The 14,191-nt window shown below is 61.7% G+C and carries 13 protein-coding genes; 5 read left to right on the top strand and 8 right to left on the bottom strand.

Annotated features, from left to right (window positions below; all coding sequences use genetic code 11):
• Positions 1-133: 133 nt before the first annotated feature.
• Positions 134-931, top strand: coding sequence for a sulfite exporter TauE/SafE family protein (locus VHX65_15245; protein HEX3999905.1), 798 nt, complete (start codon positions 134-136; stop codon positions 929-931).
• Positions 932-999: 68 nt separating this feature from the next.
• Here VHX65_15245 and VHX65_15240 read toward each other — a convergent pair whose 3' ends face one another.
• From VHX65_15240 to VHX65_15230, 3 genes are all read right to left on the bottom strand, one after another.
• Positions 1,000-1,884, bottom strand: a complete 885-nt coding sequence (locus VHX65_15240; protein ID HEX3999904.1) for a mechanosensitive ion channel domain-containing protein — start codon at positions 1,882-1,884, stop codon at positions 1,000-1,002.
• A gap of 76 nt (positions 1,885-1,960) precedes the next feature.
• Positions 1,961-2,209, bottom strand: coding sequence for a hypothetical protein (locus VHX65_15235; protein ID HEX3999903.1), 249 nt, complete (start codon positions 2,207-2,209; stop codon positions 1,961-1,963).
• 121 nt (positions 2,210-2,330) lie between these two features.
• Positions 2,331-2,876 carry a sigma-70 family RNA polymerase sigma factor gene (locus VHX65_15230; protein ID HEX3999902.1) on the bottom strand — a complete coding sequence of 182 codons (546 nt, stop codon included), beginning with the start codon at positions 2,874-2,876 and terminating at the stop codon, positions 2,331-2,333.
• Positions 2,877-3,301: 425 nt separating this feature from the next.
• Here VHX65_15230 and VHX65_15225 point away from each other — a divergent pair, with 425 nt between their 5' ends.
• Complete coding sequence (locus VHX65_15225; GenBank protein HEX3999901.1) at positions 3,302-4,192, top strand: class I SAM-dependent methyltransferase; 891 nt, start codon at positions 3,302-3,304, stop codon at positions 4,190-4,192.
• A 348-nt stretch (positions 4,193-4,540) separates the two neighbouring features.
• Here VHX65_15225 and VHX65_15220 read toward each other — a convergent pair whose 3' ends face one another.
• From VHX65_15220 to VHX65_15205, 4 genes are all read right to left on the bottom strand, one after another.
• Positions 4,541-5,635 (bottom strand): tRNA-dihydrouridine synthase, encoded by a 1,095-nt coding sequence (locus VHX65_15220; protein HEX3999900.1) that lies wholly within the window; start codon positions 5,633-5,635, stop codon positions 4,541-4,543.
• Between the two features lie 159 nt (positions 5,636-5,794).
• Positions 5,795-7,015 carry a DUF1501 domain-containing protein gene (locus VHX65_15215; GenBank protein ID HEX3999899.1) on the bottom strand — a complete coding sequence of 407 codons (1,221 nt, stop codon included), beginning with the start codon at positions 7,013-7,015 and terminating at the stop codon, positions 5,795-5,797.
• A 37-nt stretch (positions 7,016-7,052) separates the two neighbouring features.
• Positions 7,053-8,636, bottom strand: coding sequence for a DUF1800 domain-containing protein (locus VHX65_15210; protein ID HEX3999898.1), 1,584 nt, complete (start codon positions 8,634-8,636; stop codon positions 7,053-7,055).
• A complete protein-coding gene (locus VHX65_15205) occupies positions 8,633-9,253 on the bottom strand; it encodes a hypothetical protein (protein HEX3999897.1) in 621 nt (206 codons plus the stop codon). Before VHX65_15205 ends, VHX65_15210 begins: the two co-directional genes overlap by 4 nt.
• Before the next feature lie 536 nt (positions 9,254-9,789).
• Here VHX65_15205 and VHX65_15200 point away from each other — a divergent pair.
• Positions 9,790-10,566, top strand: coding sequence for a hypothetical protein (locus VHX65_15200; protein ID HEX3999896.1), 777 nt, complete (start codon positions 9,790-9,792; stop codon positions 10,564-10,566).
• Positions 10,567-11,349: 783 nt separating this feature from the next.
• Here VHX65_15200 and VHX65_15195 read toward each other — a convergent pair.
• On the bottom strand, positions 11,350-12,768 hold the full coding sequence (locus tag VHX65_15195; GenBank protein ID HEX3999895.1) for a S1 RNA-binding domain-containing protein: 1,419 nt from the start codon (positions 12,766-12,768) through the stop codon (positions 11,350-11,352).
• Positions 12,769-12,841: 73 nt separating this feature from the next.
• On the opposite strand from VHX65_15195, the gene VHX65_15190 reads away from it, so the two are divergent.
• Together VHX65_15190 and VHX65_15185 are read left to right on the top strand one after the other, a co-directional pair.
• On the top strand, positions 12,842-13,048 hold the full coding sequence (locus tag VHX65_15190; GenBank protein HEX3999894.1) for a hypothetical protein: 207 nt from the start codon (positions 12,842-12,844) through the stop codon (positions 13,046-13,048).
• Between the two features lie 247 nt (positions 13,049-13,295).
• On the top strand, positions 13,296-13,901 hold the full coding sequence (locus VHX65_15185; protein ID HEX3999893.1) for a DNA-3-methyladenine glycosylase I: 606 nt from the start codon (positions 13,296-13,298) through the stop codon (positions 13,899-13,901).
• The last annotated feature ends 290 nt before the right edge of the window (positions 13,902-14,191 follow it).

Below are 14,191 nucleotides of genomic sequence, written 5' to 3'. Positions count from 1 at the left end.
CAATCTCACGAACGTGTGCCACTGGCAACCGCAGTCTGCCGGTGTTGAGTGGCGAGTGGTCTCGTCCATCGTGCCGCCGCACTGGCAGACTGCGCTTGCCAGCGGCACACCGTGACCTAACCGACGAGCCGACATGACGTGGAACGATGTCTTGCTGTGTGCCACCGCGATGGCGGCGGGGATGATCAACGCGGTCGCCGGCGGCGGGACGCTGCTGACGTTTCCAGCGCTGTACACCGCGCTCGGCCCGAAATTCGGCACGGCCGAGGCAAGCGTGATCGCCAACGGCACGAGCACCATGGCCCTTTGGCCCGGCTCGCTGGGCTCATTTTGGGGCTATCGCCACGAATTCCGCCAGGCGGGAAACTGGGTGTGGTGGCTGTTGATTCCCTGCCTGGTCGGCGGGCTGATCGGCGTGCTGCTGGTTACCCAGTTGCCGGCGAAAGTGTTCGATGCGCTGGTGCCGTGGCTGATCTTTTCGGCGGCGATGCTCTTCGCGTTGCAGCCACAAATCGCCCGGCTCACCGGAATCGGCAAACCGCACGCTCGGCCTACGCGAATGCGGATGGCCGCGATCCTGTTCTTCCAGTTGCTGGTGTCGATCTATGGCGGCTACTTTGGCGCCGGGGCCGGCATTCTGATGCTCGCAGCGCTGGCGTTGATGGGGCTGCCCGACATCCATGTGATGAACGCCGTCAAGACACTTTACGGAACGACGATCAACATCATGGCCTCGATCGTGTTCATCGTGCGGGGCAAGGTCGATTGGCGGCTGGCGGTGCCAATGCTCGTGTTCGGCACGATCGGCGGCTACGTCGGGGCGAGAATCGCTCGGCGAATCGATCCGGCACGGGTTCGCGGCGCGGTAGTCGTAATCGGTTTCGTGCTCGCGGGCTATTATTTTTACAAACGATTTTTCGGCAGTGGTTAGTGGTTAGTGGTTAGTGGGGCAGACGCTTGCGCGTTCTAACCACTAACCACTACGCAGTAACCACTTCCTCAGCGAATCGCTTCGTTCAGCATTTTCGTGTTCGGAACGCTATGGCGGTTTAGCAATCCGTCTTCATCGGTTTCGATGATTGTTGCGACGGGGCCGACTTCGCGCACGGTGCCTTCCATCCGACCGATGCTCACACGGTCGCCCGCTTGCAGCCGTTGGCGAACGTAGTAGCCGGCCAGGATGCCACCGATCACTTCCCGGCCGCCGAGGCCGAAGGCCAAGCCGAAGCCGATGGCCATGCCGGCAAAACCGATCAGAATCAAGTCGTTCAACAGCTCGAACTTCATGCCGAGTTGCGTCAGGGCGGTGTAGAACGTGAGCACGGCCAGAACGTAGTAGCAGCCGGCCGCCAGATATTCGGCATAGCTGAGGCCCACCCGGTCGGCGCTCGTGGCGACCACGCCGCGCAGAAAGCTGGCAATCAGCAGGCCGCCCACCACGACGACCGTCGCAACCAGGAGCTTCGGAATGTAGATCGCCACGGCCCCCATCGCCGCGGAAACCGCGGGCAGGTCCAAAATCTCGAACGCAGCCATCAAGAACACGCACATCAACAGCCAGAACACGATCGTTCCGACGATCGCCGACACGGTGCGCTTGATGCCCATATGCTGCATCGATTGCGTCAGCCCGCTGCGGTCGGCGGCATGTTGCAAGCCGATTTTTTCGCACAGCAGTGCAATCACTCGGGCCACGAGCCGGGCAATGATATAACCAACCACGAGAACGACCATCATCGCCACCACCCGCGGTGCGAAATCGATCACCTTTTGCCAGGCTTGCTGGAAGCTCGTCAGCAAAGCGTGATTGGATTGTTCGACCGTTTTGGAGACGCCGTCGAACGTTTGTTGGCCTGGAGCCGCATCCGCCAAGAGTTGGAACATATCGGGATCCCTTTCATCAAGTTGCCCGGCCTTCTGGGAGGCCGGAGCGATCGCGCCACGAATTTGGATCGGAAGTTCAAGGCGCAGGCCGCGGCCCGTCGTCGGGCCCCGGCTCGAACTTTCCGGTTAACGTCAGTTTCAAAAGTCCGCCGGCCGCATGGGCCATATTCCACATCGCAAAGCCAAACCCGCGCACCGCCAAATCGGCCAACTGCCCCGCCAACAACCGCTTGTTCAACCGCTGATGCACTTCCGCACTGAATCGCGGCGCCGGCGGCGCCGGCGGAACCGGCAGCTCGGCGAGTTGCTGGAAGAGGCGTTGCATTAGGGTGAGGGGCTAGGGTGAGGGATTAGGGTGAGGGATTAGCGACGCGCGAAACCGCATGCGCGGTGCAAGCGCAAACGGTGTTGATGCGCACTTGCGGATTCGCGCGTGGATTCATTCGTCATTTATCGGGATACATGCGTTGCACTTTGTCGCACGCTCGGCTGATTCGCATCTTGCAGGCACTCACCGACAGGCCAAAGATTTCCGCGAGTTCCTCGTGGCTGTAACCTTCGGCATATTTCAGGATCAATAGGGCCCGGTCTTCTTCATCGAGTACTTCGAGCATCTGCATCAGGTCGAGCGACAGACCGGCATCGGAGGTTTTTCGGGCTGGGGTTTGTTGTTCGATCGTGTCGTCGGCCGCGGGATTTTCGTGGCGGCGGCGGCGAGTCCGGCCACGGCGGATCGTCAGGCACGTGCGAACCGCCAGACCGTGGACCCAGGTGGAGTATTTCGAGCGTCCTTCGAACTTTCCCCGGTTCATGAAGAGCCGGACGAAAACTTCTTGGGCCGCGTCGTTGGCGTCGGTTTCGTTGTCCAAAAGACGAAAGCAGATTTGCCACACGCGGCTGCGAAACCGCTCGACGAGTTCGACGAAGGCCGGCCCATCCGAGCCTTCGCGAGCGGCGGTTGCGGCAAGTTGCTCATCGCTTAGCTCGGTCACGTTCACAACCGCTGCTCCGGTCCGCAACTGCGGCAGATGCCGATCCGTCGGCGATCCGGCATGTTAGTTGCCGAGGCGAGGCGTCCGAGTCACAAAAATCGGCCCGCGGCCTCGTGCCAATTCGCAAACGCTTCGCGTGAAACCATATACAGCCAGAGGGCTGCTGCTATCGCGGGGGCGTATCGAACCAGAATCGCCCAGACGGGTCAAGAGCGGCAAGGCCGGGGGGGAAAGCACGAAACCACGACGAATGACGAAGAAAGACACGGAACCACGGATTACGCGGATGACACGAATGACGAAGGCAGAGAGGTCGTCTTGCCAGCATTGAGTATGATCTGCCGTGGCGGTAGCATCACCATCCGACCGCGGTGAGCCGCGCGATCTGTTCTCGTCCTGCAACCTGTAGCCTTCAGCCTTTTCCAATGCTTCCTCCCGCATCCAGCCTGCCGCCTCCGGCCTCTTTCACCGACGAAGTGCGGCGGGGCGAGCGATTTGCCTTCGGCGAAAATTGGCGAGCATTCTTAGCCACCGTCGACGAGCGGCGGATTGCGCAGGCCGAGCGGTCGCTGGTGACCATGCTGGAATTGAGCACGCTGGAAGGCAAAACATTTGTCGATGCCGGCTGCGGCAGCGGACTCTTTTCCCTGGCGGCACGCCGCTTAGGAGCCCGCGTGCATTCGTTGGACTACGACCCGTCGTCGGTGGAGTGCGCGATGGAACTGCGCCGCCGCTTCTCGCCCGATGAGACCGCGTGGACAATCGAACGCGGCTCCGTGCTCGACGAAGCCTGTCTGCGGCGGCTGGGCGAATTCGACGTTGTCTATAGCTGGGGCGTCGTCCAGCACACGGGCGATATGCACACGGCCATGAAACGGATCGCGATGCTGGTCAAACCCGGCGGCAAGTTGTTCATCGCGGTCTACAACGACCAAGGCCGCCGCAGCCGCATCTGGCGGCGAGTAAAGCAGGCCTATTGCCGATTGCCGCGCCTGCTGAAGCCGCTCGTGACGATTCCGGCCGGGGTATGGCTTTGGGCGCCGTCGCTGATGCTCGATTGCCTGAAGTTGCAGCCGCTACGTTCGTGGCACGATTACTCAAGCGAACGCGGGATGAACCCGTGGCGCGATCTGATCGATTGGGTCGGCGGCCTGCCGTTCGAAGTGGCGAAGCCGGAAGAAGTGTTCGATCTCTACCGCAGCCTCGGTTTTTCGCTCTGCAAGCTAATCACCGTCGGCGGCCGATTGGGAAACAATCAATTCGTGTTCGAACGCCGTTCATGGGACCCGATTGCAAACGATGTTGGCGAAGGCTGATTCGGTGCGTGTGCCACCGGCAAGCGCAGTTTGCCAGTGCGAGCGATCGACTTGCCGCTGCGGCGGCCAATCTACCGGCGCGTGCCACTGGCAAGCGCACTCTGCCAGTGCGAGCGACGCTAGGCAATAATTGCCTTGTGACGTGGCCGTTCGGATAACGCTGGACGATGGGCAAGATGGTTGGTGGTCAACTCGCGGGGCACACTGGCCGACTTCGCTGGCCAGTGGCACACCAATCTGGCCCTGGCCAGTGGCATACCAATCTGGCCGCTGGCCAGTGGCACACCAAATCTGGCCGCTGGCTACCGGCACACATGCAATCTGGTCGGTGGCCGGCTTGCATAAAGGTCACGCCGCTTCGCAGTCGGCGGTTTCGTCGGCTTCCAGCGCCGGATGCTTGCCCGGGAGGTCTTCGGCATACCAGATGTCGAGCACCGATTGCCATTGGCCCGGGCGGCGCAACGCGACGAATGCATCGCGAACTTCCTGCGAGCACGGGTGCAGCTTCGAGTATTTAATGCCGAACTTGCGCATCTGCCGGCCGCACACCTCCGGGCCGTAGATCTGCTCCGCCAGCCGATAATGCTCGGCGATCACCTCGCGCTGCTCGAAAAGCGAGGGCGGTTCGGGAAGCGGCCGGCCGGCAGCCAATGCCCGCGCTTGGGCGAAAATCCAGGGATTGCCTATTGCCCCGCGAGCGACCGTGACGCCGTCGACGCCGGTGGTGCGCATCATGTCGAGGCAGGCCGCGGCGGTGAACAGATCGCCGCTTCCCAACACGATGCGACTGCCGGCGTGCCGCTTTAGTTCGGTCAAAAATTCCCATTTGCTCGGGCCGATGTAGCGCTGTTCGACCGTTCGGCCATGCACAGTGGCGGCGGCAATGCCGCGGGCGAAAGCACCGTCGAAGATCGCGAAGAATCGATCGCGGCTTTCGGCCGAGTCGTCCAGGCCGCGGCGCATCTTGACGGTGACCGGAATCCGCGGCGGCACGGCATCACGCACCCGGCCGACGATTTCCAGGGCCGTATCGACTTGCGAGAGCAAATATCCGCCGCGGCATCGGCCGAGCACTTTTTTCACCGGGCAGCCGAAATTGATATCGATGCTGTCGAAGCCGGCCTCGACCAGCCGCAGCGCCGCGGGGCCGAAATCCTCGGGATTCGCCCCCATCAATTGCCCTCCGACCGGATGTTCTTCGTCGCTGACGCGCAGCCGGCGACGATTCTTCGCCGTGTGCGAGGCTTCGATCAAAAACTGATCGAGCATCACTTCGCAGAGCGTGTAGGGCGCGCCCAACCGCCGCGCGATCACGCGCATGGCCCAATCGCTATAGCCCGAGAGCGCCGCCTGCACGACGGGAAAATCGATCGCAACCGAGCCGATGGCCATCGGACGGACGAAGGCTGGTAAGGAAGCGTTTTCACTGAGGGCGGACGACATGCAATCGATTGTTTCCTAATCGCTCGGCAGCGGTCAACCCCGGCGGACGGCCCGGACAAAGATATCTCACGCGGCGGACGCGGCGGGCTCGTGGTCGCCGCGCCTTCAACCGGCGCCGCGATTGGCATTCCTCAATCCCTCGCCGCAGCTTCGCGTGAGCTACGTCGCCGTGAAATTCAGGTACTTTGGTTTCAGGCCGGGAAAGACGCGGTCGATGGCGGGGTTTTTGAGCCGGCGGTCGACGATTTCCGCGAGAACGTCGCGGTAATCGGTCGTGACGCGAAGATTGCCCTGCACGTCGAGATCGTGGGCCGCCAAGCCGGGCCAGCGACCGTAAACTTTGCCGCCGTGAACGCCCCCGCCGACCACGAGCATGGCCGAGCCCCGGCCATGATCGGTGCCGGCCGAGTCGTTTGGCTGCACGCGACGTCCGAATTCCGACATCGCCACGACCAGCACGCGCCGCATCTGCTCCCCCATGTCTTGCGCGAATGCTTGCAAGCCCAGGGCGAGGCTTTGCATGGGGGGAACGAGAAAATCGATTTGCGATGCGTGGCTGTCCCAATCCGACAGGTCGAGTACCGCGGCTTCCAATCCAACGTCGGCCTTGATCAACTGCGCGACTTGGCTCAGGTGGTTGCCGAAGGTGTCGAAGGGGTAAATGGCCGAATTGGCAGATTGATATCTCGATTTTGCCAACCGCTGGAGCACGGCGATGGTGTCGAACGTTTGGCGTCCGGCTGTCGAAGCCAAATCGGCGCCGCCGGCATACAACGTCCGCAACACGCGCGAAAAGCCAGGATCCCAGCCGGCGGGCACTTCCAGCCGATAATCGCCCAGCGAGTCGAGCGATTGGGCCTCTGCGCCGTGCAAGGCCAACGGAATTCCATGCCCCATCGCAACGGCGCGCAAGGGAGAAGGATTCGAGCCGGGAGCCGTGGATGAAATTCCGGCTGCGTCCGCGGCAAGATGGCGGCCGATCCAGCCGGTGGCAATCTGTTTGCCGGTGGCCCCGCGCTCGATGGCCCGGCTGGCATCGAAATGCGACAGAATCGGCTCTTCCAATCCGACGGCATGAACAATCGCCATCAGTTTTTGACGGTAGAGCGATTCAAGCGGGGCGAAATGGGGATGCAGACCGAAATAATCATCGAGATTGATTAAACCGTTCGCCGAGTGTTTGGACCCCGGCTCCAACGGGCCAAAGCCATGCCGCTGCAATTGAAAAGCGCGATCGCCGAAGGGCGGGATCGTGTAAATCGCATCCATGCCGCCGCGCAAAAAAACTGCCACCAACACATCGCCTGCGGGCCCGGCCGTCGGCCGGAATATCAGGCGGTCGGCGCTGGCGGCGTTCGGCGCTGGCGTATGGAGGGGCATGGGGACTGGTTAGTGGTTAGTGGTTAGTGGGAAGGTGTTAGCACCATTGGAATTGGGGGCTCATCAGCAACAGGGCCAGGCATTGCGACAAGGCGTCGGGCGATAGCGCTCCGGAAGCGCCGGTCGGCGCGTTTAGCGTCGCCAGGGCATCGAGGTTTTCGGCCGCGAGCGGCGTCGGCAAAAGTCCTTCGGAAAGGCGGCGGCAAATGTCGGCCGGCTTCTTGCCGCGCGTCGCGCGCTGCAAGGCGTCGAGATTGATCCACGTTTCGCCGATCTGATTTCGCGCCAGATCGATGGCAAACGTCCACCGCGAAAGAAGGCCGGTGGCCCAATAATTTGCCGCGAGCGGATAGCCGTTCGGCTGCAACCAGGCAAACGGGCGCTGCCCCATCGATTCGAGATATTGAATGATCCCGCTGCCGGAGGTGCGAGCGCCGAGGATCCGCACCGCGGAGATCGTGAATTCGAATGGCCGCTTGAAGATCGGTTGGTCGCCGCGTTGAAATTCGTCGCTGCGCACCAGTTCGCCGACCACTTGGCGGATGTCTCCCTGAGTGCGCAAGAAGGTCGTCGCCAGCCGATCGCGCAATTGGGGCGCCGCGGCACTGAGAAATCGATTGCATAGCTTGCCCGCCACGAAGTGGGCCGTCAGCGGATGGGCGGCGAGAAAATCGAGCAATTGCTCGCCATCGCGCTGGCCCTGCCCGGCAGGAAATCGTTGGCCAAGCACGACTTTTTCGCCGTCGTCGTGCTCGGCCGCGCGAAAGACGAATTGCCCCTCGGAACTGCTGCCGGGCGAGCCGACTGTCCAACCGCTCAGGATGCGCGCGACTTCTTGAATGTCGTGCAGCGAATAGGCCGACGTGTCGCCGAGCGTGTGCAATTCGAGCAACTCACGGGCGTAGTTCTCGTTGAAATGCGGGTCGAGCGGGTCGCGTGAGTTGCGATTATCGACGTTGTCGAGATAAAACAGCATTGCCGGGCTGTGCGACGACGCACCGAGCAGCTCGCGGAACTTGCCCAGCACCAGCGGCCGCATCTGCCGATCGTCGGTCGTTTTCAACCAGCGGCATTCGCCTTTGCCCTGGTTGATGCTGAAATGGTCGCTCCAAAACTCGACCATCACCTCTTGCAGCGAGCGATTGCTGAAAGCGGCGCGGAGCACGGTGGCTTGAACGAGCTCTTGCCGGGTAAGACCGGGACGCGGATCGCGCGTTTTGCCGAGTTTCAGCACCTTGCCGACGATCGGCGAAATCGCCGTTTCCGGCTCCCAGTCCAGTTCGCGATCGTGGGCTTCCTCGGGCGAAGCGTCGAGTGTGTCGAGCCGTGCTAGCGCCGCTTCAAGATCGGTCGATTCGGGAATCGACTCCGGATGAAGCTGCCGCTCGATCCAATCTTGGATCCCCTCGGCCCGCAACCGGGAAACATCGCCCGGGCGCGGCCCGAAGCCCAAGCGATTGAGCACGCGCCATTCGGCGGGCGTTGGAGCGGGCTCGCTCGTCAAGCGATTGAGCCCGTGCTGCGGGTCAGCCCATTCCCAAGGGGCGCAGCCCCCCAGCGACATGGCCCCGAAGGCCAGGGCCGTCCAATGGCCGAATTGTCTGCGAGTAAGTCGTGTCATCGACCCGTGAACAGGGGTTCTTGGCGGCGAGCGGAAGCCGTGCGGGATTCGCCAACGCGAGCCGAACCGAACCCCAGCATACCGCAAATGCCGGCTCCAACGGAAATTAGCCCGACGATCGGCAAGAAGACAAACCACCCGATTAACGGCAGAAAATACGAAACGCTGGTGCAAGACGCGCCATACGTCAGGCACAGCAGCGGCCGATCGTCGCGCATCATCCCGCGGGCGCGGATAGCGAAGATTTGGGAAAAGCCGGCCTCGCCGAAGATAAAGGCCGCAAAGAACGGAATCATCAACAGCCAAAAAAACGCGTTGGTCAGAATCCAAGCGTCGTTATACGTGCGCGTAAACTGGAGATGCACCGACAGATATTCGAGCCAGTCGTCGACTCGCGGCACCAGCCTGGCGCGCAGCAGCGAAAAGCCACCCCACAAGCAAACGGCTGTCAAGAAGCACACCAGCCCCACAAGAAAACTCGTCAGCGGCCGAAGTTCGATCCGCCGCCGGGCACGGTCGACCGGACCAGGAAGCAGAAGCGCAGTCCATACCAGAAGACAGCAATGGGCGACCACAACGCCGAGCACGGTATAGGCAATCGAGTAGACATTAGCCATGAACGGCGGCACCTCAACGTTGAAGATCGCAAACCGCGGGTCGCCGCAAACAGCCAGCTCACGCAGGATCTGGCCGATCGCTTCCAAATGTTGCGGCGAGAAAACGACGCAAGGTACAGCACTTATGATAGTTTCGGTCGAGAAACCTGTCCAGGAATCGGCAGGGAAGTTTGGAGCACGGCCGCATCAGGAAGACCGATTGATAGCTGCTGAACCGGTGATTTTCCCTCTAAAGCGGACCGTCGCACTCGACGCTGCAATACAACAGGACCCCGCCTTAGACGCTTGCCGAATTTCCTTCGTGATGCGGGGAGGCGTCGTCGCCTCGGTAACGCAGTACGCTAAAACGAGAACGCGAGCGGGCGATCCTTGCTTGCTAGCAACGGCCTGCCTAGCATGGACACTTTGTTGCCGCCCTTCGGTCGGGTGGCGGTGGGCTAGGTGGACCGAAGCAATCGCGGATTGCGGTTCGTTGCGGGCTCGCCGGTAAGCTCATTTTGCGCCCAGATCAAATCCGTCCCATCAGAGCCAATCCCATGAACATGCGATTCCTCGCCGTGCCGTTGCTTTTCTGCACTGCCGCCGCCGTTGCCAGCGCCTTTGCCAGCGCCCTTGCCGCCGAACCGCCGGCGATCCCAGCCAAATCGATCGCCGAGAAGCAGGGGCTATTGTTCGAAGACGATTTTAAGGGCAACAGCACCGCAAATCTTTGGCACGACGTTGTCCCGAAATTCGTGGTCGAAGACGGCATGCTCAAAGGTTCGCAGGTGCGCGATAAGAATGTGCCGGCGACCAACGGCAAGCCGGCCATCATGGCCCATGCGGCGGTGTATGGCCTCGAGGTGCCCACCAAAGACAGCGTCGTCGAGGTGAAAATTCGCTTCGCCGGCGCGACGATGATGGATGTGGAATTCGACGATCGCAAATACACCGGCTCGCACTACGGCCACCTCTGCCGGGCCCAGGTGCGGCTCAACGGAGTGACGATCATCGACGAGCGCGACGGCACCATGCGCAACGACATCTACAAGATGAGCGGCGATCCGACCAAAAAGGCCGAGCGCGCCAAGCTGCTCCAAGGCCGCAGCGCCACCTTCCCTACCAAGCTCGAAGCCGAAAAATGGTATACGCTGGTGGTCGAAACCGTGGGCGACGAGATGCGGGTCACCATCGACGGCAAGCCCGCCGGTTTCCTCAAGTCCTCGGGCATCGGCCACGAAACGAAATCCAAGATCGAACTCGGCGTCGCCGGCAAGGACGGATTTTTCAAAGACATCAAGGTCTGGAACGCCGTTCCAGCAGCCGCGCAATAAATCGGCCGACGGCGAGTGCGGCAATCGTCGAACTCGCGGCAGTGCGCAAGAGCAACGGCGATCGAATCCGGCCCATCAGGCCTCGGGGTCGTTTCACCGACAAACAAGTTGGATAATGGCGTTAGCTTTTGCCCAGGCGAAGTGATACCGATGCTAATGCAAAGGTCGCAAAGATGACAGACACATGTCACTGGACGAACCCCAATGCTCGATTCGGAATTGCATTCGCTTTACTGGTATCTCTGCTGATGAGGACGAAAGCAAGCAACGACCGAGAGCTCTATTTCAGGAAAGGGTAGCTATGGCAAAAAGAACTGGCACAATTGAACTGGCAAGCGGCAAGCGTGTTTACATCAGTAAGAATGGACTTTTCGTCGCTTTGCCAGACCAAGAGCGACGAGAGTGGGAACACCCATAATTGGCCCCTGGGCTCATGATTTGCAGTTCCGCGATTGGCAAATTGGCCCCACGCAGCCACGGCTTGGATCGCCGTCCAAGCCTCACGCCCTTGGCTTCTTCGGTCGCTTGCCGTTGCTGCCGCCTTTCGGCAAACAGTCGAGAGAGACGATCAGGAGCGGTTCAATAATCGACCAGGAATCGTCCTCGCCGCCGACGATTACGCGGCGCGATGTTAATGCCACGAAATCTGGGTGCGGAGCAGGCAGCGAGCGACCATCGGCCAATCGGATGGCAAATGGCTCAAACGGTTGCCGATGGAGCGCTTCGCGAACACCGGCCAGATCCATTTTCGTCCCTTTCAGAAGGGCAACATCGAAACAGCGCCTACCACTTCAACCCAAAGGCACCGCCGGTTCCGCGGCCGAGGCCGCCTTTGAGCGGGACCGAGCGCTTCGAGGGCGACGGGAGTGGTGGGGCTTCTTCCTGCTCCGGCTCGGCTTTTTTCTTCGGCTCCGGCCGGGCTTGCAGGGCCTTGAGCGAGAGGCTGATCCGCTGGGCATCCGGATCGACCGACAACACCTTCACCTCGACCTCCTGCCCTTCCGACACGATATCGCTGGCGCGGAACACGCGCTGGTGGGCCAGTTCGCTGATGTGAATCAAGCCCTCGACGCCGGCCTCGAGCCGCACGAACGCGCCGAAGTCCATCAGCTTCGACACCGTGCCTCGCACGATCGACGTGACGGCGTATTTGCTCGCCGCGGTTTTCCAGGGATTCTCCATCAGATCGCGGTAGGAGAGGCTGATCTTGTGCGTTTCGGGATTGATCTTGTCGATCTTCACCCGGATTTTTTGGCCTTCCTTAAGCACTTCATTGGGATGCTTGATGCGGTCCCAACTGATTTGGCTGACGTGCAACAGGCCGTCGACGCCGCCGATATCGACGAACGCTCCGAAATCGCGCAGGCTGCGGACGATCCCCTCGCGAATCTGGCCCGGGGCCAATTCGGCGAGCATTTTTTCCTTCGCCTCGGCTTGCTCGCGCTCGATCATCGAGCGGCGGCTGAGCACCAGCTTGCGGCGCTCCGGATCGACTTCGGTCACGAGGCAAACCATGGCTTGCCCGACAAACTGTTCTGGATGCTCGACCCGATAGGGCGCGATCTGGCTCATGGGAATAAAGCCGCGGAGCTTGCTCACGTCGCACTCCAGGCCGCCCTTGTTGTGCCCCGTGATCCGGGCCTCGACGATCATTCCCTCGGCCACCTGCGACCAATCGCCGACATCGACCGCCCCGCCTACGACCGAAAGCTCGTATAAACTCTCCTCGGCATTGAAGCGAACGACAACGCCTTCCACCACCGTGCCCACCTCGGGCGGAGTAGCGAATTGCCGCGACGGCAACACGCCTTGGTTCGGGCCGCCAAGATCGACGAACACGCTGTCGCGATGCACGTGGATCACCTTGCCGCGCACTCGCGATTCGGGCTCGAGCTGCTCGGCCGTGGCCGAGGATTTGGGCTCGCTTTCGATCAATTCGTCGATCGACATGCCCCCGAGCGACGCTTCAAGTTCGTCGGCCAGCTCTGGAGGCAGTTCGGCGCGGAGATTGGGGACGGCCACTTTTTCCTCTGGCCGCAGCGGCCGCTCGAGCTTGCGCACCGTTTTGCCGGGCGTAAGCTGCATTGGCTTCGGGGCCAGCTCGGGCTGAGCGGTGGCCTGGGATTCGGGCGCCTGCGGTTCAACGACCGGAGTGTCGGTGGCCGGCGCGGCTGCGGTCGTCGTTTCGAGAGCGGTTACCAATGCTGAAGTTGGTTCAGTCGACGGTGTTTCAGCCGCATGCGACTCAGACTGAGGCGGAGCGGCGGGGCGAGGCATGGCTGGAGCGGCCGAAAGTTTGCTCGCCGGCGGCGGACTGCCCGGGTCCGGCGTGCTGAAGACGGTCGTCACGCGCGGCGGAATCCGCGGCGCCGCGACTCCTTCGCGCTGCGTGCCGATCTTGATCCGCGGGCGCAACGGTTGCACGGGTTGCGCCGGCCGCGGCGATGCTGCGGAGGGCGCGGCCGGCGCGATCGCCGGTTGACGCGCCGGCGCTTGTGCGGTTGCTTCGGCCGGGGCGTGGGGGGCGGTGGGGGATGCGCTGCCGGCTCGGGGTGCCGGAACTGCGGAAGGAGTCTCGGCCGGTGCAGGCGAGGTTGCCTGCTCATCGCTGGTCATAAACGTTTTGACTCGTAATGGCGTCGTTGCTTGTGAGATCGAGCGGGGGCGGGTAGTTTACCGAGCAGAACGCCGCCGCGAAAGCGACGGGTTCCGTCCATTCCCTAAACTCTATGACGACGCTCGATCAAATGCAACGCTGTCCCTGGGCCCAAAGCGATTTGATGATCGAATATCACGATCGCGAATGGGGCGTGCCGTTGCGCGATGATCGCGGGCTGTTCGAGTTTCTGATTCTCGAAGGCGCCCAGGCCGGCTTGAGCTGGGAAACAATTCTCAAAAAACGCCCCGCGTATCGTGCCGCGTTCGCCGATTTCGACGCCGAGAAAGTCGCCCGCTTTGGCACGCGAGATCAGGCCCGGCTGCTGGCCGATGCGGGGATCGTGCGGAACCGGTTGAAAATCGCCGCCGCGATTCGCAATGCGCAGGCCATGCTCGAAGTGCGCCGCGAGTTCGGCGCCTTCGATCGTTATCTGTGGCAATTTGCGACTGCCGTAGAGCCGGCTGGCCGGCTGCGGCAAAACGCCTGGCGCGGGATGAAAGACATCCCCGCGCGTTCGCCGGAATCCGAGGCGATGAGCAAGGACCTGTTGCGCCGCGGCTTCAAATTCGTCGGCCCGACGATTTGCTACGCCTTCATGCAAGCGGTCGGCATGGTAAACGATCATCTGGTCGATTGCTTTCGCCATGCGGAGCTTCAGACAGCCGTTCGTGGATGACTTCGTCGCGCCAATTGCCTTCGCGCGAAAAGCGGAGGACTAGTCCGTAAGATCGGCTCGTCGAATTGCGTCTTGAGCGCCGTGCCGGACCCGCAGAATACGCACGGACTGGCCAGCAGCCTCGAAAAGTGCCCATGGAAACTTTCCACGCCTTCGACCGAACAGCCGTTCTCGAATTTTGAAGACCCAACTCCTGCGCGCGAACACGCTAACCGCCGGTACAGCAATGGCCGGATGTGTGCCACTGGCAAGCGCGGTCTGCCAGTGTGATGTGCGAGTTGCTTGGCCCA

This window comes from Pirellulales bacterium, assembly GCA_036267355.1.
GTDB lineage: Bacteria > Planctomycetota > Planctomycetia > Pirellulales > DATAWG01 > DATAWG01.
This window is presented reverse-complemented; position numbering and strand designations above follow the sequence as displayed.